The sequence below is a fragment of the Pseudomonas sp. S2_A02 genome, assembly GCF_054668495.1.
On record NZ_CP162776.1, the window covers coordinates 2,380,595 to 2,398,888 of the forward strand.

The window sequence follows — 18,294 nt, forward strand, 5'->3', positions numbered from 1 at the left end:
TTCTACAGCACCACTCTGGCGCAGGAATCTGGCGATGCCCATTTTCGTGCACTATCGCGCTTTGCCACTTCTTGTATTACCTTTTAAACGCTTGTTCGGGACTCTGGTTCGGAAATTGCTACTTTTAATAGGTCTTACGCTTTCCAGTAACAGTACTTCTGCGCCACAAGCGCTCATATTGGTTCTTAGGGATTGAATAATGAAAAAAGCATTGCTGACCCTTTCTGCACTGGCGTTGTGCATGGCTGCTGGCTCCGCGCTGGCCAAGGAATATAAAGAATTGCGTTTTGGCGTTGACCCTTCCTACGCGCCGTTCGAGTCCAAAGCAGCCGACGGCAGCCTGGTAGGCTTCGACATCGACCTGGGCAATGCGATCTGTGCCGAACTGAAGGTCAAGTGCAAATGGGTCGAAAGCGATTTCGACGGCATGATTCCAGGCCTGAAAGCCAATAAATTCGACGGTGTGATCTCTTCGATGACCGTCACCCCGGCCCGCGAAAAAGTCATCGACTTCTCCAGCGAGCTGTTCTCCGGCCCTACTGCTTACGTGTTCAAGAAAGGTTCCGGCCTGAGCGAAGACGTCGCTTCGTTGAAGGGTAAAACCGTCGGTTACGAGCAAGGCACCATTCAGGAAGCCTATGCCAAAGCCGTGCTGGACAAGGCCGGCGTGAAAACCCAGGCCTATCAGAACCAGGATCAGGTGTATTCCGATCTGACTTCCGGCCGTCTCGACGCAGCCATCCAGGACATGTTGCAAGCCGAGTTGGGCTTCCTGAAGTCGCCAAAAGGCGCCGATTACGAAGTCAGCAAGCCAGTCGACAGCGAATTGCTGCCCGCTAAAACAGCGATCGGTATCTCGAAAGGTAACAAAGACCTCAAGGCACTTTTGGATAAAGGTATCAAAGCGTTACACGACGATGGCACCTACGCCACCATTCAGAAGAAACACTTTGGCGATCTGAATCTGTACAGCGGCAAATAATGCCCGGCGCCCATCTCGCGATGGGCGCTTTTTTCACCCGATCAGGTTGCTGATTTATGTTCGAAAACCTCTTACAAAACCTGGGGCTCTCAGCCTTCAGCCTCCAGGGCTTCGGCCCGTTGCTGATGGAAGGCACCTGGATGACCATCAAGTTATCGGTGTTGTCGCTGTTGGTGGCCGTGTTGCTCGGTCTGTTGGGCGCCAGTGCCAAGCTGTCAAAAGTCAAACTGCTGCGGGTACCGGCCCAGCTCTACACCACGCTGATTCGCGGGGTGCCCGATCTGGTGTTGATGCTGCTGATTTTCTACAGCCTGCAAACCTGGCTGACCTCGTTTACCGACTTCATGGAATGGGAATACATCGAGATCAACCCGTTCAGCGCCGGGGTCATCACCCTGGGCTTCATTTATGGCGCGTATTTCACCGAAACCTTCCGTGGCGCGATCCTCGCCGTACCGCGGGGCCAGGTCGAAGCCGCCACCGCCTATGGCCTCAAACGCGGTCAGCGTTTTCGTATCGTGGTGTTCCCGCAAATGATGCGCTTCGCCTTGCCCGGCATTGGCAACAACTGGATGGTGATGCTCAAGGCCACCGCGCTGGTTTCGATCATCGGCCTCGCCGATCTGGTCAAGGCTGCGCAGGACGCCGGTAAAAGCACTTATCAACTGTTCTACTTCCTGGTGCTTGCCGCATTGATTTACCTGCTGATCACCAGTGCGTCCAATTTTGTCCTGCGCTGGCTCGAACGCCGCTATGCCGCCGGTTCCCGGGAGGCCGTACGATGATCGAACTCTTGCAGGAATACTGGAAACCCTTCCTTTATACCGATGGCTACAACATCACTGGCCTGGCCATGACCATGTGGCTGCTCAGCGCGTCGATCTTCATCGGTTTTCTGGTATCGATTCCGCTGTCCATCGCCAGGGTTTCGCCCAAGGTCTACGTCCGCTGGCCGGTGCAGTTTTACACCTACCTGTTCCGGGGTACGCCGCTCTACATTCAGCTGCTGATTTGTTACACCGGCATCTACAGCCTGGCCGCCGTGCGTGCTCAGCCAGTTCTCGATGCGTTCTTTCGCGATGCGATGAACTGCACGATCCTGGCTTTCGCCCTGAACACCTGCGCCTATACCACGGAGATCTTCGCCGGGGCAATTCGCAGCATGGCCCACGGCGAAGTCGAAGCGGCAAAGGCTTACGGCCTGTCAGGCTGGAAGCTCTATGCGTACATCATCATGCCGTCGGCCCTGCGTCGCTCGTTGCCTTATTACAGCAACGAAGTGATTCTGATGCTGCACTCGACGACTGTGGCGTTCACCGCGACCATCCCGGATGTATTGAAAGTCGCTCGCGATGCGAACTCTGCGACCTTCCTGACCTTCCAGTCGTTCGGCATCGCCGCGCTGATCTACCTGACCGTTACCTTTGCGCTGGTCGGCCTGTTCCGTCTCGCCGAACGCCGATGGCTGGCCTTCCTCGGGCCGACTCACTAGGACAACTCGTACATGCGCCACCAGATTCATGACCTGCTGGCCCCGCTGCCGGGGACCGTGCGACAGATTCACAGCTTCCACTTCGGCCCGCCGTCGGCCAAAGGCAAGATTTACATTCAGTCCTCCCTGCATGCCGATGAATTGCCCGGCATGTTGGTGGCCTGGCACCTCAAACAACGTCTGGCGGAGCTGGAAGCCGCCGGCCGGCTGCGCAGCGAAATCGTGCTGGTGCCCGTGGCCAACCCGGTCGGCCTGGAACAAGTGTTGATGGACGTTCCACTGGGCCGCTACGAGCTGGAAAGCGGGCAGAACTTCAATCGCTGGTTCGTCGATTTGAGTGAAGAAGTCGGCAACGAGATCGAAGGCCTGCTCGGCGACGATCCGCAACATAACCTCGAACTGATCCGCGACAGCCTGCGCAAGGCGTTGGCGCGGCAGACCGCAGGCACACAACTGCAATCCCAGCGCTTGACCCTGCAACGGCTCGCCTGCGATGCGGACATCGTGCTGGACCTGCATTGCGATTTCGAAGCCGTGGCGCACCTTTACACCACACCCGAGGCTTGGCCGCAGGTCGAGCCGCTGGCGCGCTACATCGGTGCCGAAGCCAGCCTGCTGGCCACCGACTCTGGTGGCCAGTCGTTCGATGAATGTTTCACCCTACTCTGGTGGCAGTTGAAAGAGCGCTTTGGCGAACAGTTCGAGATTCCGCTGGGCAGTTTTTCGGTCACCGTCGAATTGCGCGGCCAGGGCGACGTCAATCACCCGCTCGCCAGCCTCGATTGCCAGGCACTGATCGACTATCTGATTCATTTCGGCGCGATTGCCGGTGAGCCGGCGCCATTACCCGAACTGCCCTACCCGGCCACACCGTTGGCCGGCGTCGAACCGGTGGCGACGTCGGTGGGTGGGCTGCTGGTGTTCACCGCCCTGCCTGGGGAATACCTGGAGGCCGGGCAACTGATCGCCGAAGTGATCGACCCGATCAATGATCGTGTCACCCCTGTTCATTGCACCGCCGCCGGGCTGATGTACGCCCGTTCGTTGCGGCGCATGGCCACTGCCGGCATGGTGATCGCCCACGTCGCGGGCACCGAAGCCTATCGCAGCGGTTACCTACTTTCGCCTTGAGGATGCATGCCCCATGTACAAATTGACCATCGAAGGCCTGCATAAAAGCTATGGCGATCATCAGGTGCTCAAAGGCGTTTCGCTCAAGGCCAAAACCGGCGACGTCATCAGCCTGATCGGCGCCAGCGGCTCAGGCAAAAGCACCTTTTTGCGCTGCATCAACTTTCTCGAACAGCCCAATGACGGCGCCATGACCATGGACGGCCAGCCGATCCGCATGATCCATGACCGTCATGGAATGCGCGTCGCCGATGAGGATGAATTGCAGCGAATCCGCACGCGCCTGGCCATGGTGTTCCAGCACTTCAACCTGTGGAGCCATATGACGGTGCTGGAAAACATCACCATGGCCCCGCGCCGGGTGCTCGGTTGCAGCAAGAAAGAGGCCGAAGACCGTGCCCGACGTTACCTCGACAAGGTGGGCCTGGCGGCACGCGTGGCGGATCAATACCCGGCGTTCCTTTCAGGCGGCCAGCAACAACGGGTAGCCATTGCCCGAGCGCTGGCCATGGAACCGGAAGTCATGCTGTTCGACGAACCGACCTCGGCGCTCGACCCGGAACTGGTGGGCGAAGTGCTCAAAGTCATCCAGGGCCTGGCCGAAGAAGGCCGGACCATGATCATGGTCACCCACGAAATGAGCTTCGCCCGCAAGGTGTCGAGCCAGGTGCTGTTTCTGCACCAGGGATTGGTGGAAGAAGAAGGTGCGCCGGAGGATGTGTTGGGCAATCCGAAGAGTGAGCGACTCAAGCAGTTCCTCAGCGGCAACCTCAAATAACCCACCTTTGCGTAGGAGCGAGCGGTGCGGCGATCCGACTTGCCCGCGAAGACGTCAGCAGATCCAGCATCAACGTCACTGACAGACCGCTTTCGCGGGCGATATTTGTCATAGACGAACGAAATATGGCCAGTCAGCTGAAATCTTTTACAGATATCAGCTGACTGGCCATTCATTCGACAGGGGTTCAGGCGACTGGCGCGGGCGGTGGTTCGTCCGGAAGAGTCGGCTCGCCGGGTTCTGTCGGTTGTTCGTTGGGGGTATCGGGATCAGGCTGGCCAGGGATCCCCCCTGCCATGCTGACGGGCGGATGTGCCAACAAGGACCAGGCCAGCACGCCAACCTGATTGGGTTCAAGCCTTGCCAGCTCGGCACTTATTCGCGGATCGATCTTCATGAAGCACTCCTGAGCGATGGCCCGATCCGCCTTGCGCGAATCGGAGCAGTACATTCCATAGAGTGTACGCCCGCTCAGGAATTCCAACGGCTTGTCAGACGGCTGACTCAGGTACGCGGCAGGGTCACGCCACGCTGGCCCTGGTACTTGCCGCCACGGTCCTTGTAGGAGACTTCGCACTCTTCGTCCGACTCAAGGAACAACATCTGCGCCACGCCTTCGTTCGCGTAGATTTTCGCCGGCAGATTGGTGGTGTTGGAGAACTCCAGGGTCACGTGACCTTCCCACTCAGGCTCGAGCGGCGTGACGTTGACGATAATGCCGCAACGCGCGTAGGTGCTTTTACCCAGGCAAATGGTCAATACGTTACGCGGGATGCGGAAGTATTCGACGGTGCTGGCCAGAGCGAAGGAGTTCGGCGGAATGATGCACACGTCGCTGTGGATGTCGACGAAGCTGCCAGCATCGAAGTTTTTCGGGTCGACGATCGCCGAATTGATGTTGGTAAACACCTTGAAGTGATTGGTGCAACGCACATCGTAGCCGTAGCTGGACACGCCGTAGGAGATCACACGGCTATCGTCGCTGCCGCGCACCTGGCGCTCGACGAAAGGCTCGATCATGCCGTGCTCTTGCGCCATGCGGCGAATCCACTTGTCCGATTTGATGCTCATGGCGGGTGTCCTGAATAGCGAGGTGGAAAAATTCTGTCCGGCATCTTACCGGGCAGGCGCTCCGGGTTCAAAGTCCGGGAAACAATTCTCGCCGATCGCCCGTGAATCTTGGGCCTTGATCGCTATTCGATGCACCGTCAGTCACGAAAACAGAGAAACCTTCGCAAGAACCATTGGCACGTTCCGGAAAAAGGGTTAAGGTGGCGCCACTGTGCTGCTTGTGTCACTGAGAATCTCTACACGATATGTTGAATTTCGATCCAACCATCTACAAGAATTTTTCCTGCTCTTTGCACTCAGTCTCGGCCAGGGTTCTTCCTGCGTCGCAGTTATCTTTGTTCAAGGAGTTACACCATGTCTAATCGCCAAACCGGTACCGTTAAGTGGTTCAACGATGAAAAAGGCTTCGGCTTCATCACTCCACAATCCGGTGACGACCTGTTCGTTCACTTCAAAGCTATCCAATCCGACGGCTTCAAAAGCCTGAAAGAAGGCCAACAGGTTTCTTTCATCGCTACCCGCGGTCAGAAAGGCATGCAAGCTGAAGAAGTTCAAGTTATCTAACTTGTAACTGCTTTAGTAAAAAGCCCCGCCCTTAAAAGCGGGGCTTTTTTGTGCCTGTGTGTTTTGCATGGCAAAAAAAGATCGCAGCCTTCGACAGCCCCTACAGGATGTATCTCAATCCCATGCTGGAGCTGCCAAAGGCTGCGATTTTTTGATTTTTCAGGGTGCTACCAAGCCACGCCAAACCCTGCGGTGTATCGGGTTTTGCTCAGGTCAGCCTCATCGCTTCCGCTGATGATATCTCTCTCGGCCTTCAGGTTCAGCGACGCCCAATCGGTAACTTTGTAGCGCAGGCCGACCTCGGCATCGAGGGCGTAATCCGCCACGCCCGACAATGGTTTTCCGACCTCACCATTGGTGAAGAACTCGACCTTCTTGCCGACCAAATAACGGTTGTAGTCCCACTTCATCGCCAAGGAATAGAAGTTTTCCTTGCGGCCGCTGGAATACTCATAATCCGTGTTGTTCAGCAGCGAACCCAAGGAGAAGGCGCCCAGCTCGTTATCCCAGAATTGATAACCGGGACCGGTACCGATGGTGCGCTGACGGGAAAGCTCTTCGACCTTGTCGCGCTTATAGTTCAAACGACCTTGCCAGAACCACTTCTCGGTGAGGAATCGGTCGAGAGAATATTCGGCACGCCAGTTATCAGTGGTGACGACGTCATCCTGGAACTCTCGGTTGTATTCACCTTCCGCCGTATGACGCCACCGACCATGACGCGCGCTGGTTTTGAAGCCCACGTCATAATCATCGGTATCTTTTTCGGCTCGGCGATAATCCAGCGCCATGTCGACATTACCTTTCCACACCAAATCCTCGACCACTGGCTTGGGCCTGAGCATCTGCTGAATACTGGCCAGCTCCACCGTTTTGGGGGCGTCACCATTGGCCAGAGTGACCTTGCCGTCTTCCGCCGCGTGCAGCGACTTGGCCACCTCGCCGCTGTAGGCATCCTGCTTGACCAGCATATGCTGATCGCTTTCCAGGGTTTTGACCTCTTTCCAGTCAATCGGAACCGCCCCGGCATACTGGGTCTGGATCAACAGCTTGCCACCGTCGAAGAGCGTAATTTGACCGCTCAATTTGTCACCGTTCTTCAACCAGACGGTATCGGCAAGCAAGGGAGTGGAAGCACTGACGACAGCAAGGCACAGCAAGGTTCTGGACAACATAAGCGAATCGAAGGCTCAACTTTGCGAAAAAAAGTCGGCATTATCCTTACGAATAAGGCCCTGACAAGGACTGACCCGACTATTCCTATTGAGTTCATTTCTCAATAGGCGATCCAGGATTTACTCTACAGACGGTCAATGCGCATTTTTTCAGGAAGCCCGGGACGTGAGCGATTCAACCTCTGAAACCGAAAGCGCGGCGCAAATCCGACGCACGGCGCTCTACCTGACCCTGGCACAAGTGCCCGAGGGCAAAGTCGTGAGCTATGGCCAATTGGCCGAGCTCGCGGGACTGGGTCGTGCCGCCCGCTGGGTCGGGCGAACACTGAGCCAACTGCCCGGCGACACCAAATTGCCCTGGCACCGCGTGCTGGGTGCCGGCGGACGACTCAGCCTGCCCGTGGGCAGCCCTTCGGGGGATGAACAACGGGCCCGATTGCGCATGGAAGGCATCAGTATCCTGAACAATCGTGTTGATATTCAGCGCCATGGCTGGCGCCCGGTAGAGCACAGCGGTTAGAGTGCGCGCTTTGTTTCCGTAATCCTTGAGGCAGACTCCAGCCCATGCCCCGTAAAACCTGGCGCGCCGCGCTCGCCGCCTATGCCAGCCCCTCGACGCTCGTGCTGTTGCTGCTTGGTTTCGCCGCCGGCCTGCCCTACATGCTGGTGTTTTCGACGCTTTCAGTGTGGCTGCGCGAGGCCGGTGTTGCCCGCGAAACCATCGGCTATGCAAGCCTGATCGGCCTGGCCTACGCCTTTAAATGGGTCTGGTCCCCGCTGCTCGACCAATGGCGCCTGCCACTGCTCGGCAAGCTCGGTCGACGACGCTCCTGGCTGGTACTGTCCCAGGCGCTGGTGATCCTCGGCCTCATCGGCATGGGTTTCTGCGACCCGCAGAAGCATCTGTCCTGGCTGATCGCTATTGCAGTGGTCGTCGCCTTCGCCTCCGCGACGCAAGACATCGCTGTCGACGCCTATCGCCTGGAAATCGCTGAAGACAGCCGTCAAGCAGCGCTCGCCGCCAGCTACATGTCCGGTTATCGGATTGCCGCACTGCTGGCCACCGCCGGCGCCCTGTTCTTCGCCGAAGGCTTCGGCTCCACCGGTTTCAACTATAAGCATTCGGCATGGGCCGGCACTTACCTGCTGTTTGGCGCGCTGATGGTCCCGGCACTGCTGACGTCCCTCTTCATGCGTGAACCGCCAGTGCCGTTGCGAACTCAACTTCAGGCCGGGCGCTACAGCTTTGCGCATCAATTGGCGTCAGTGTTCGTGCTGATCGTGCTGCTGGTGTCCGTACCGGCCATGTTCACCCAGCTCTACAACACTGACTTCGCCAGCGTACTGTTCGAAGGCGTCAGCGTGCTCGACCTGCTGCTCGAAGACCGCGCGTTCCTGCGGGCGATTCTCTATATCACGCTTACCGGCCTGTGCTTGTCGGCCATGGGCCGCCGTGGCCTGGCGCCGGTGCTGACGCCGGTCAACGACTTTATCCTGCGTTATCGCTGGCAAGCCCTGCTGCTGCTCGGGTTGATCGCCACCTATCGGATGTCTGATACGGTCATGGGCGTAATGGCTAACGTGTTTTACATCGACCAGGGATTCACCAAGGATCAGATTGCCAGCGTCAGCAAGATTTTCGGCCTGATCATGACGCTGGTCGGCGCCGGCATGGGCGGCCTGCTGATCGTGCGCTTCGGTATTTTGCCCATCCTGTTCATCGGCGGTGTCACATCGGCTGGCACGAACCTGTTGTTCCTGATGCTCACGGACATGGGGGCCAATCTGCAGATGCTGATTGTCACCATTTCACTGGATAACTTCAGCTCGGGCCTGGCGACTTCGGCATTTGTCGCTTACCTGTCGAGCCTGACCAATCTCAAATTCTCCGCCACCCAGTACGCCCTGCTCAGCTCGATCATGCTCCTGCTGCCTCGCCTGATCGGCGGTTACTCAGGGGTCATGGTGGAGAAGTTCGGTTATCACAATTTCTTCCTGATCACCGCCCTGCTGGGCGTCCCAACCCTGCTGTTGATCGCCTTGCACTGGTTCCAGGAAAACCGCCGCGCCGGCCCGACACCGACGCCCGAACCGGCTCAAACCCAGGTCGCGGAAGAGTCGTAGGCTTTTTTTACGCACGAAGCATCGTAGAGGGCGGGCAGATTCTCGCCCTCTACGACTCAGCCGGCCGCACTCCTGTACGCCAGCAGATCTCGCCCGTACAATGTTCCGTCATTTCTCGTCATCAGCAACCGACAACGGCCAACCATGCGCACCAGTCAATTTTTGCTCGCCACACAGAAAGAAACGCCTTCCGACGCGGTCGTCATCAGCCATCAGCTGATGTTGCGCGCCGGCATGATCCGCAAACTCGCCTCGGGCCTGTACACCTGGCTGCCCATGGGCTTGCGAGTGATGCGCAAGGTCGAAGCCATCGTGCGTGAAGAAATGAACGCCGCCGGCTCTCTCGAAGTGTTGATGCCGAGCACCCAACCGGCTGAGCTGTGGCAGGAGTCCGGTCGCTGGGAAGAATACGGCCCGGAATTGCTGCGCTTCAAGGATCGCCACGGTCGCGACTTCTGCGCCGGCCCGACTCACGAAGAAGTCATCACTGACCTGATGCGTAACGAGTTGAGCAGCTACAAACAGCTGCCGATCAACCTGTACCAGATCCAGACCAAATTCCGTGACGAAATCCGCCCACGCTTCGGTTTGATGCGCGGCCGCGAATTCATCATGAAGGACGCCTATTCGTTCCACGCTGATCAGCCTTCGCTGCAGATCACCTACGACCGCATGCACCAGGCGTACTGCAACGTGTTCACCCGTCTGGGCCTGAAGTTCCGTCCGGTTGAAGCCGACAACGGCTCGATCGGTGGTGCCGGCTCCCACGAGTTCCACGTGCTGGCCGAATCCGGCGAAGACGATATCGTTTTCAGCAATGGTTCCGACTACGCGGCGAACATCGAGAAAGCCGAAGCCGTGCCACGTGAAACCTCCCGCGCCGCACCAAGCGAAGAGCTGCGCCTGGTCGATACGCCGAACGCCAAGACAATTGCGCAACTGGTCGAAGGCTTCAACCTGCCGATCGAAAAAACCATCAAGACCCTGGTGGTGCACGCTGAAGAGCAAGGCAAGCTGATTGCCCTGATCATCCGTGGCGACCACGAGCTGAACGAAATCAAGGCCGGCAACCAGCCTGGCGTTGCCAGCCCGCTGGTCATGGCTTCCGAAGCCGAACTGCGCGACGCCATTGGCGCCGGCGCCGGCTCTCTTGGCCCGTTGAACCTGCCACTGCCGATCATCATCGACCGTTCCGTCGAGCTGATGAGCGACTTCGGCATCGGTGCCAACATCGACGACAAGCACTACTTCGGCGTGAACTGGGAGCGTGATCTGCCGGTTCCGACCGTCGCCGACCTGCGCAACGTCGTGGCCGGTGATCCGAGCCCTGACGGCAAAGGCACCCTGGAAATCAAGCGCGGCATCGAAGTCGGGCACATCTTCCAGCTGGGCAACAAGTACAGCAAAGCGATGAAGTGCGAAGTGCTGGGCGAGAACGGCAAGCCGGTCACCCTGGAAATGGGCTGCTATGGCATTGGCGTGTCTCGCGTGGTGGCTGCCGCCATCGAACAGAACAACGACGAGAACGGGATTATCTGGAGCGATGCTCTGGCTCCGTTCCAGGTTGCCCTGGTTCCGCTGCGCTACGAAACCGAACAGGTTCGCGAAGCCACCGACAAGCTCTACGCAGAACTGACTGCCGCTGGCTTCGAAGTGCTGCTGGACGACCGCGACAAGAAAACCAGCCCGGGCATCAAGTTCGCCGACATGGAATTGATCGGCATTCCACACCGGATCGTGGTCAGTGATCGCGGCCTCGCCGACGGCAATCTGGAATACAAGAGCCGCACAGAGGCCGAGGCGCAAGCGCTGCCGGTCGCTGACGTGTTGTCTTTCCTCCAGGCCCGTATCCGCCGCTGACACCAGATAGAGACGTCATGTTCAAGCGAAACACCTTAGGCCTCGGTAGCGCCGCCCTGTGCGGCGCGCTGCTGGTCAGCGGCTGTGCCAATCAGATGTCACAACGCAGCGAGCACGAGGAACGGGTCGAGCGCAAATTGCTCGATCACAGCCTGCAGATCGATGTCGGCGAGCCCAAGGTGCTTGAGCTGCCGCAACGTCGGGTGAAAATCCACGAGCAGAAAACCTTCGAAGTCACCGAGTTCGAAGTCACGCGCCGCTATGATCGCTATACGCCTTACCAACCCTGGAGGGAGGTCTACGAGATCCCGCTGGGCGCGGTGGCCGTGGTGGCCGGCGTCGGTGCGAACGTGGTCAACGTGTTCGCCCTCGGCAATCTGCCGGACAGCGTGACGAAGGACTGGCTCAGCTATGGTTTCGCCGGGCTCAATCCGTTCATGAACGCGCAGTCCCATGGTCGGGCGCAACAGAACCTGGCGGGTATCGACGAAGTCCAGCGCGACAAACGCACGGAATACTCGAGCCTGCCTTGGAGCGAGCGCCCGGTGCAGGTCAAGGCTGGCAAGAACACCTTTGAACTGACCACCGACCGTAACGGTGTGTTGCGCCTGAACCTGCTGGACAGCCCATTCGCCGAACATGACCTCAATCATCTGGGCAAGCTGCAGATCAGTGTCGAGGACAACAAGGACGATGTGCACACCGACTCGTCTTTGGCGATCAGCAACACTTTGCGCAGTAAGCTGCTCGAAGCGCATGGGTTGATTTACGACGACCTCGAAGACGACGAAGTGAGCCAGTGGGTACACCGGGTCAAACGTCTGTCGGAACTGGGCCTGGAAGAAGAAGCCAGCGAGCTGGAACAGAGCCTGATCGAACTGACCCGCAACGATCCTGAGTTGCAGACCGAATTCCTCAAGTCGCTGACCAAGGATGCCGGGCGACTGGTGGCGGATCCGGGACCGAATTAAAGTCAAAAGCTTCGCGGGCAAGCCTCGCTCCTACAGTTTTCCGTCATGCACGAAATTCGCAACCGGCATGAATCTGTAGGAGCGAGGCTTGCCCGCGAAGAGGCCCGAACATTCAACGCTGAACTACCGCTCAAACAACTCCATCTGCTCAAACCCGCCCCGCAAATCCTCGAGCCTCACCCCAATCCCCAATAACCGCACCGGTTTCCCACCACGGTTAAAGGCTTGGGTCAGCAGCAACTGATAACTCCCCAGATCCCGCCCTGCCCCGGCCTGCTCCAAAGTAGTCTGGGTAAAATCATGAAATTTCACTTTGACGAACGGCTTGCCCGGGCGATAACTGCTGTCGATCCGTGCCATGCGGCCATTCAGGGATTCCAGCAACTCGGGCAATTTATCCAGACAACTCACCAAGTCCGGCAGATCCACGTCGTAAGTGTTTTCGACGCTGATCGACTGCCGTCGACTGTCGTTGTGCACCAACCGCTCATCAATCCCACGGGCCAGGCTCCAGAGTCGCTCGCCGAAGCTGCCGAATTCGCGCACCAGCGCCAACTTGTCCCATTCGCGCAAATGCGAGCAATCGACGATGCCGAGCCTGCCGAGTTTGTCGGCGGTCACTTTGCCAACCCCGTGCAGCTTGCTCACCGGCAAACCACTGACGAAGTCTTCTACCTGATCCGGTGTGATCACGAACAAGCCGTTAGGCTTCTTCCAGTCACTGGCGATTTTGGCGAGAAACTTGTTCGGCGCTACACCGGCCGACACGGTGATGTGCAATTGATTGGAGACCCGGCGGCGAATGTCCTGGGCGATTCGCGTGGCGCTGCCGCCGAAATGCGCGCTGTCGGACACGTCGAGGTAGGCCTCATCCAGGGAAAGCGGCTCGATCAGGTCGGTGTAATCGCGAAAGATCGTATGAATTTCCTTCGACGCTTCTCTATAGGCCTCCATGCGCGGCTTGACGATGGTCAGGTCCGGACACAGTTTCAAGGCATGCCCGGAAGACATGGCCGAGCGAACGCCATAAGCTCGCGCTTCATAGTTACAGGTGGCAATCACCCCACGCCGATCCGCCGAGCCACCCACCGCCAATGGCTTACCGGCCAGACGCGGGTCGTCACGCATCTCGATGGCGGCGTAGAAACAGTCACAATCGACGTGGATGATTTTTCGCTGCGTCATATAAAAGCAGTGTTCATGGCGAAGAAATGATGTGTGGGTGAGTCGTACCGGCAGTATCTCACTGACACCTGTATATAGCACCAGTACTCCGAATGTTCTTTTTCCTTTGTAGGAAAAGCACCGGATGAATTTATTTTCTCAATCGAAAGAGCCCTCTCGATAGAGCCACAAGCCTTGCCCTGCCTGCGTTTCAGACCGATAACCCATTGCTTTTTTCACCTAAGCGCTTGAACAGGAACAGGTTTTACCGAGATTGAAGGTTGACAGCCCTGCGATCCTCTGTAGAATGCCGACACACAGACGCGGGATGGAGCAGTCTGGTAGCTCGTCGGGCTCATAACCCGAAGGTCGTCGGTTCAAATCCGGCTCCCGCAACCAAACATCAAAAAAGGCTACTCGAAAGAGTGGCCTTTTTTGTGCGCGCCTGTTTTATAAAAAATCAGCGATCCATGCCTTATGGCACAGAAACAACAAATCGTTCTGATTCCGAAACTTAGGTCTCCCCTGCGACCGTTCGCCATCGTTTTACATTTATTTGAGCCATACTGGGATTAACGGTTGACACTCCGGCGTTCGCCTGTAGAATGCCGCCACACAGACGCGGGATGGAGCAGTCTGGTAGCTCGTCGGGCTCATAACCCGAAGGTCGTCGGTTCAAATCCGGCTCCCGCAACCAAACATCAAAAAAGGCTACTCGAAAGAGTGGCCTTTTTTGTATCTGTTGAAAAAGTCCTTTCGCAACAATGATCTGTCACTGTGCAGTGAGCCGTTCGGGATCGCCAGACTGTGAGTTCAGAGCAGACTGAACCGCAGATGAAACCTTCTACGACTGATGACGCGCCATCGCCCACATCCGGTGAGAGGCGTTAATATTTGTGATTATTTTTTTCTACAGGGATTGGTAACTTGGCTGGATACCTCCATCCTGTCGCGCACAATCCAAGAGGTGATTGATGCGCGCCAACTCGTCTGATTCACAAGACACCGTCACAGCGACACAACCGATCAAAGCCGAGCGTCTGCGCTTGCTGGATCGAATCAGCAAATATCGCCAACCCATCGGTCTGGCGGTCACTTTGCTGTTGTTCGCCATTGCGCTGATTGCCTGTCGTCACCTGCTGAGCGAACTCGATCTGTACGCGTTGCACGACTCGATTCTGGAAGTGCCGAAACCGGCCTTGCTGGGTGCGCTCGGCGCGACCGTCATCGGTTTCATCATTCTGCTGGGTTACGAATGGTCGGCCAGCCGTTATGCCGGCGTGACGCTGGCGCCGCGAATATTGGCATTGGGCGGCTTCACCGCGTTTGCCATTGGCAATGCTATTGGCCTTTCGCTGCTGTCAGGCGGCTCGGTTCGCTACCGTTTATATGCACGTCATGGTGTGGGGGCTTCGGAAGTCGCGCACATGACCCTGTTCGCCAGCCTCTCGCTCGGTTGCGCCCTTCCGCCCCTGGCCGCCCTCGCCACCCTTAGCAACCTGCCCGCCGCCTCCGTGGCCCTGGGTTTCTCCGAGACGTTGCTAGGTGCGATTGCAGTGGCCGTGCTGCTGCTCTCCACCGTACTGGCCATCGGCATCTATCGCCGTCGTTTGCCGGAACAGCCTTACCCCGACAACCTGCTGGTCAAGGTCGGCCGCCGCACCTTGCGCCTGCCGGGGCGCCGCCTGACGTTCCTGCAACTGGTCATCACCGCTCTGGACGTGGCTGCCGCCGCGACGGTGCTCTATCTGTTGCTGCCGGAAGCACCGCCCTTTGGTGCGTTCCTGCTGGTCTATCTATTGGCCCTGGCCGCTGGCGTGCTCAGCCATGTACCGGGCGGTGTCGGGGTATTCGAAGCGATTTTGCTCGCTGCCTTCGCCGACAAGCTCGGTGCCGCGCCACTGGCTGCTGCCCTGCTGCTCTACCGCCTGATCTATGTGGTGTTGCCGCTGCTGGTGGCTTGCGTACTGCTGCTGATCAACGAAGGCCAGCGCCTGTTTCAATCGCGCCAGTCCTTGCGTGCCGCCTCTGGCATGGCCGCGCCGATTCTGGCGGTGCTGGTGTTCCTGTCCGGCGTGGTGCTGCTGTTTTCCGGCGTGACGCCAGAAATCGATACCCGCCTTGAACACATTGGCTTTCTGATTCCCCATCGTTTGGTCGACGCCTCGCACTTCGGCGCCAGCCTGGTGGGTGTCCTCTGCCTGCTGCTGGCTCAGGGGCTGCGTCGCCGTCTGTCAGCCGCATGGATGCTGACCACCATTCTGTTGTTGGTCGGCGCCCTGCTCTCTCTGCTTAAAGGCTTCGACTGGGAAGAGGCTTGCCTGATGACCCTGACGGCGAGTTTGCTGGGGGTTTTCCGGCGTTCGTTCTATCGCCCCAGTCGCCTGACTGAACTGCCGTTTTCGCCGCTGTACCTGGTGGCCAGCCTCTGCGTACTCGGCGCGTCGATCTGGCTGCTGCTATTCGCCTATCAGGACGTTCCCTACAGCCATCAACTCTGGTGGCAGTTCACCCTCGATGCCGATGCCCCGCGTGGCCTGCGCTCGCTGCTCGGCGCCGCGGTCCTGCTGGTGGTGGTGTCCCTGACCTGGCTGCTGCGCACCGCGCGCCCGGTGATCCATCTGCCAACGCCCGATGAGCTGGACCGCGCAGTAAAGATTCTCATGGCCTCGTCCCAACCAGATGGCGGCCTGGCCCTGACCGGTGACAAGGCGCTGCTGTTTCACCCTAACGACGAGGCGTTTCTGATGTACGCCCGCCGTGGTCGCAGCCTGGTGGCGTTGTATGACCCAATCGGCCCGACCCAGCAACGGGCGGAAATGATCTGGCAGTTTCGCGACCTCTGCGATATCCACCACGCCCGCCCCGTGTTCTATCAAGTGCGCGCCGAGAATCTGCCGTATTACATGGACATCGGCCTGACCGCGATCAAGCTCGGCGAAGAAGCCCGGGTTGATTTGCATCGCTTTGATCTCGAAGCCAAGGGCAAAGAGATGAAGGACCTGCGCTACACCTGGAACCGTGGCACCCGTGACGGTCTGTCGCTGGAAATCCATGAGCCGGGGCAAGCGCCGATGGACGAGCTCAAGGTGATCTCCGATGCCTGGCTAACCGGCAAGAATGTGCGCGAGAAAGGCTTCTCGCTCGGGCGTTTCAGTGATGACTACCTCAAGCACTTCCGTGTCGCGGTGATTCGTTTCGAAGGGCGCCCGGTGGCGTTCGCCAACCTGCTCGAGACCTATGGCCATGATCTGGCCAGCCTCGACCTGATGCGCGCGCACCCCGACGCCCCCAAGCTGACCATGGAGTTCATGATGGTCGGCCTGATTCAACATTATAAAAATCATGGATACGCGCGTTTCAGCCTGGGCATGGTGCCGTTGTCGGGGTTACAACCCCGGCGCGGCGCACCACTGACCCAGCGCCTGGGCTCGATGGTATTCCGCCGTGGTGAGCAGCTGTACAACTTCCAAGGTTTGCGCCGCTTCAAAGACAAGTTCCAGCCCGACTGGGAACCCCGTTATATGGCCGTGCCCGCCGGACTCGATCCGCTGGTGGCCCTGGCCGACACTGCCGCCCTGATTGCGGGCGGCTTGACTGGATTGGTGAAACGCTGATGATTCAACGCTCCCTGCGGTACGTACTGGCCACACTGGTAGTGCTGGCCCTGATTGTCGGTGGCGGTTACTGGTACCTGAAACGCCCGGCACCAGAACCGACCCTCGAACGGCTGACGCCGGCCGATGGCGCCGCGATGACCCGTGTCATCCCCGGCAACACGCCGAAGGCTCAGGTGCTGGTGGCGGTCAATGAAGACCAGAAACTCAATGACAAGCAATTGACCACCCTGAGCCGCAGCGCCTCGGCGCAGATCGTCCAGGTGATTCTGCCCAAAGACTGCCTGCTGCAAAGCCGCGCCCTGCAAGCGGGCCTGCGCGAACTGAAAGGCCCGGCCACTCTGGTCAGCGGCATTGGCCCTGGCGCCGTGCTGGCATGGCGCTGGCTGGCCGAGCAGAAGGACGACAAGGCCCAGGCCATTTCGGTTGACCTGGCCCTGGAAAAACCCGAGGGCTGCACTCACCTGCTGCCAAAAAGCGCCGCCCACGGCCACTGGCTCGTGGCCTGGAACGACAACCCGGACGACACCAGCGCCGGCTTCGTGCGTGACCAACCCAATGCCGAAACCAGCATCAGTGACTACGACATCAACCTGCCGCAAGTGCTGAACAACGAACTGCGCAAAATCCTCGTCGGTGGCGATAAAGCCGCCGGCGGCTTGCAGATTCCGGTGGTCGAAGTGCCGGCCGGTCAGGCCAAGGACACCGTCACCCTGTTCCTCTCCGGCGACGGCGGCTGGCGCGACCTCGACCGCGACGTAGCGGGCGAGATGGCGAAGATCGGCTACCCGGTAGTCGGCATCGACACCCTGCGCTACTACTGGCAGCACAAGAGCCCGGAACAAAGCGCTCTGGACCTGACCGAACTGATGCAGCACTACCGGCAGAAATGGGGCACCAAGCGCTTCGTCCTGACCGGTTACTCGTTCGGTGCGGACGTATTGCCGGCCATCTACAACCGCCTGCCGGAAGCGGAACAGCAACGGATCGACGCAATCATCCTGCTGGCCTTCGCCCGCACCGGCAGCTTCGAAATCGAAGTCGAAGGCTGGCTCGGCAACGCCGGCAAAGAAGCCGCCACCGGCCCGGAAATGGCCAAGCTGCCGCCAGCAAAAGTGGTGTGCATCTACGGTGAGGAAGAAGTCGACGAGAGCGGCTGCACCGACAAGACCGCCGTGGGCGAAGCGATGAAACTGCCTGGCGGCCATCACTTCGACGAGAACTACCCGGCGCTGGCGCAGCGGTTGGTCGATGCCATCGAGAAGCGTCAAGCGAAGGAGACGGCTGCTCAAGAGTGATCTGAGCCGCGCTCACAAAAAAGCCCCCGACACCTCACGGTGCGGGGGCTTTTTCATTTGTACAAAG

At 58.6% G+C, this 18,294-nt stretch carries 16 protein-coding genes and 2 tRNA genes; 14 read left to right on the forward strand and 4 right to left on the reverse strand.

The genetic code is table 11. From position 1 onward, the window contains the following. Positions 1 to 199 precede the first annotated feature (199 nt). The 5 genes from AB4O41_RS10970 to AB4O41_RS10990 are packed head-to-tail and all read left to right on the forward strand — an operon-like array spanning position 200 to position 4,383. On the forward strand, positions 200 to 982 hold the full coding sequence (locus tag AB4O41_RS10970) for a transporter substrate-binding domain-containing protein (protein WP_367374402.1): 783 nt from the start codon (positions 200 to 202) through the stop codon (positions 980 to 982). A gap of 56 nt (positions 983 to 1,038) precedes the next feature. After that, a complete protein-coding gene (locus AB4O41_RS10975) occupies positions 1,039 to 1,767 on the forward strand; it encodes an ABC transporter permease (RefSeq protein ID WP_367374401.1) in 729 nt (242 codons plus the stop codon). Beyond that, complete coding sequence (locus tag AB4O41_RS10980; protein WP_367374400.1) at positions 1,764 to 2,474, forward strand: ABC transporter permease; 711 nt, start codon at positions 1,764 to 1,766, stop codon at positions 2,472 to 2,474. Before AB4O41_RS10975 ends, AB4O41_RS10980 begins: the two co-directional genes overlap by 4 nt. A gap of 12 nt (positions 2,475 to 2,486) precedes the next feature. After that, the gene (locus tag AB4O41_RS10985; RefSeq protein WP_460147737.1) at positions 2,487 to 3,605 is read left to right on the forward strand and encodes a succinylglutamate desuccinylase/aspartoacylase family protein; all 1,119 of its coding nucleotides are present in this window, start codon (positions 2,487 to 2,489) and stop codon (positions 3,603 to 3,605) included. Between the two features lie 13 nt (positions 3,606 to 3,618). Further along, entirely contained in the window at positions 3,619 to 4,383 is a 765-nt protein-coding gene (locus AB4O41_RS10990; protein ID WP_253553416.1) for an ABC transporter ATP-binding protein, read from the forward strand. A gap of 187 nt (positions 4,384 to 4,570) precedes the next feature. Here AB4O41_RS10990 and AB4O41_RS10995 read toward each other — a convergent pair whose 3' ends face one another. Both AB4O41_RS10995 and dcd read right to left on the reverse strand, forming a co-directional pair. Further along, positions 4,571 to 4,780: a hypothetical protein gene (locus AB4O41_RS10995; protein ID WP_008060697.1), complete on the reverse strand. Its 210-nt coding sequence runs from the start codon at positions 4,778 to 4,780 to the stop codon at positions 4,571 to 4,573. A gap of 107 nt (positions 4,781 to 4,887) precedes the next feature. Then, positions 4,888 to 5,454: a dCTP deaminase gene (gene dcd, locus AB4O41_RS11000; protein ID WP_007904652.1), complete on the reverse strand. Its 567-nt coding sequence runs from the start codon at positions 5,452 to 5,454 to the stop codon at positions 4,888 to 4,890. Positions 5,455 to 5,808: 354 nt separating this feature from the next. Between dcd and AB4O41_RS11005 the strand changes: the two genes are divergently transcribed. Beyond that, on the forward strand, positions 5,809 to 6,018 hold the full coding sequence (locus AB4O41_RS11005) for a cold-shock protein (RefSeq protein ID WP_002554837.1): 210 nt from the start codon (positions 5,809 to 5,811) through the stop codon (positions 6,016 to 6,018). A gap of 167 nt (positions 6,019 to 6,185) precedes the next feature. Here the strand turns inward: AB4O41_RS11005 and AB4O41_RS11010 are convergent, their stop codons facing one another. Next, positions 6,186 to 7,193, reverse strand: coding sequence for a DUF481 domain-containing protein (locus AB4O41_RS11010; protein WP_460147738.1), 1,008 nt, complete (start codon positions 7,191 to 7,193; stop codon positions 6,186 to 6,188). Between the two features lie 166 nt (positions 7,194 to 7,359). Between AB4O41_RS11010 and AB4O41_RS11015 the strand changes: the two genes are divergently transcribed. From AB4O41_RS11015 to AB4O41_RS11030, 4 genes are all read left to right on the forward strand, one after another. Then, positions 7,360 to 7,713, forward strand: a complete 354-nt coding sequence (locus tag AB4O41_RS11015; RefSeq protein ID WP_460147739.1) for an MGMT family protein — start codon at positions 7,360 to 7,362, stop codon at positions 7,711 to 7,713. 44 nt (positions 7,714 to 7,757) lie between these two features. Further along, complete coding sequence (locus AB4O41_RS11020; protein WP_460147740.1) at positions 7,758 to 9,317, forward strand: AmpG family muropeptide MFS transporter; 1,560 nt, start codon at positions 7,758 to 7,760, stop codon at positions 9,315 to 9,317. A 144-nt stretch (positions 9,318 to 9,461) separates the two neighbouring features. Further along, complete coding sequence (locus tag AB4O41_RS11025) at positions 9,462 to 11,177, forward strand: proline--tRNA ligase (protein ID WP_460147741.1); 1,716 nt, start codon at positions 9,462 to 9,464, stop codon at positions 11,175 to 11,177. A 17-nt stretch (positions 11,178 to 11,194) separates the two neighbouring features. After that, complete coding sequence (locus AB4O41_RS11030) at positions 11,195 to 12,148, forward strand: hypothetical protein (protein WP_460147742.1); 954 nt, start codon at positions 11,195 to 11,197, stop codon at positions 12,146 to 12,148. Positions 12,149 to 12,271: 123 nt separating this feature from the next. Here the strand turns inward: AB4O41_RS11030 and dinB are convergent, their stop codons facing one another. Then, complete coding sequence (gene dinB, locus AB4O41_RS11035) at positions 12,272 to 13,333, reverse strand: DNA polymerase IV (protein ID WP_008010121.1); 1,062 nt, start codon at positions 13,331 to 13,333, stop codon at positions 12,272 to 12,274. A gap of 301 nt (positions 13,334 to 13,634) precedes the next feature. Between dinB and AB4O41_RS11040 the strand changes: the two genes are divergently transcribed. The 4 genes from AB4O41_RS11040 (at position 13,635) to AB4O41_RS11055 (ending at position 18,227) form a co-directional block, all read left to right on the forward strand. Continuing rightward, positions 13,635 to 13,711: transfer RNA gene (locus tag AB4O41_RS11040), tRNA-Met, on the forward strand. A gap of 221 nt (positions 13,712 to 13,932) precedes the next feature. Further along, positions 13,933 to 14,009, forward strand: a tRNA-Met gene (locus AB4O41_RS11045). Between the two features lie 277 nt (positions 14,010 to 14,286). Next, positions 14,287 to 16,929 (forward strand): bifunctional lysylphosphatidylglycerol flippase/synthetase MprF, encoded by a 2,643-nt coding sequence (gene mprF / locus AB4O41_RS11050; protein WP_460147743.1) that lies wholly within the window; start codon positions 14,287 to 14,289, stop codon positions 16,927 to 16,929. After that, positions 16,929 to 18,227, forward strand: a complete 1,299-nt coding sequence (locus AB4O41_RS11055; RefSeq protein WP_460147744.1) for a virulence factor family protein — start codon at positions 16,929 to 16,931, stop codon at positions 18,225 to 18,227. The genes mprF and AB4O41_RS11055 overlap by 1 nt, the downstream gene beginning before the upstream one ends. The last annotated feature ends 67 nt before the right edge of the window (positions 18,228 to 18,294 follow it).

Excerpts from the sequence above, each read along its gene's own strand:
- AB4O41_RS11005 (WP_002554837.1), top strand. The coding sequence starts at position 5,809 with ATGTCTAATCGCCAAACCGGTACCGTTAAGTGGTTCAACGATGAAAAA.
- AB4O41_RS10970 (WP_367374402.1), top strand. The coding sequence starts at position 200 with ATGAAAAAAGCATTGCTGACCCTTTCTGCACTGGCGTTGTGCATGGCT.
- AB4O41_RS11030 (WP_460147742.1), top strand. The coding sequence starts at position 11,195 with ATGTTCAAGCGAAACACCTTAGGCCTCGGTAGCGCCGCCCTGTGCGGC.
- dcd (WP_007904652.1), bottom strand. The coding sequence starts at position 5,454 with ATGAGCATCAAATCGGACAAGTGGATTCGCCGCATGGCGCAAGAGCAC.
- AB4O41_RS10985 (WP_460147737.1), top strand. The coding sequence starts at position 2,487 with ATGCGCCACCAGATTCATGACCTGCTGGCCCCGCTGCCGGGGACCGTG.
- AB4O41_RS11025 (WP_460147741.1), top strand. The coding sequence starts at position 9,462 with ATGCGCACCAGTCAATTTTTGCTCGCCACACAGAAAGAAACGCCTTCC.
- AB4O41_RS11055 (WP_460147744.1), top strand. The coding sequence starts at position 16,929 with ATGATTCAACGCTCCCTGCGGTACGTACTGGCCACACTGGTAGTGCTG.
- AB4O41_RS10975 (WP_367374401.1), top strand. The coding sequence starts at position 1,039 with ATGTTCGAAAACCTCTTACAAAACCTGGGGCTCTCAGCCTTCAGCCTC.
- AB4O41_RS10995 (WP_008060697.1), bottom strand. The coding sequence starts at position 4,780 with ATGAAGATCGATCCGCGAATAAGTGCCGAGCTGGCAAGGCTTGAACCC.
- AB4O41_RS10980 (WP_367374400.1), top strand. The coding sequence starts at position 1,764 with ATGATCGAACTCTTGCAGGAATACTGGAAACCCTTCCTTTATACCGAT.
- AB4O41_RS10990 (WP_253553416.1), top strand. The coding sequence starts at position 3,619 with ATGTACAAATTGACCATCGAAGGCCTGCATAAAAGCTATGGCGATCAT.
- mprF (WP_460147743.1), top strand. The coding sequence starts at position 14,287 with ATGCGCGCCAACTCGTCTGATTCACAAGACACCGTCACAGCGACACAA.
- AB4O41_RS11020 (WP_460147740.1), top strand. The coding sequence starts at position 7,758 with ATGCCCCGTAAAACCTGGCGCGCCGCGCTCGCCGCCTATGCCAGCCCC.
- AB4O41_RS11010 (WP_460147738.1), bottom strand. The coding sequence starts at position 7,193 with ATGTTGTCCAGAACCTTGCTGTGCCTTGCTGTCGTCAGTGCTTCCACT.
- dinB (WP_008010121.1), bottom strand. The coding sequence starts at position 13,333 with ATGACGCAGCGAAAAATCATCCACGTCGATTGTGACTGTTTCTACGCC.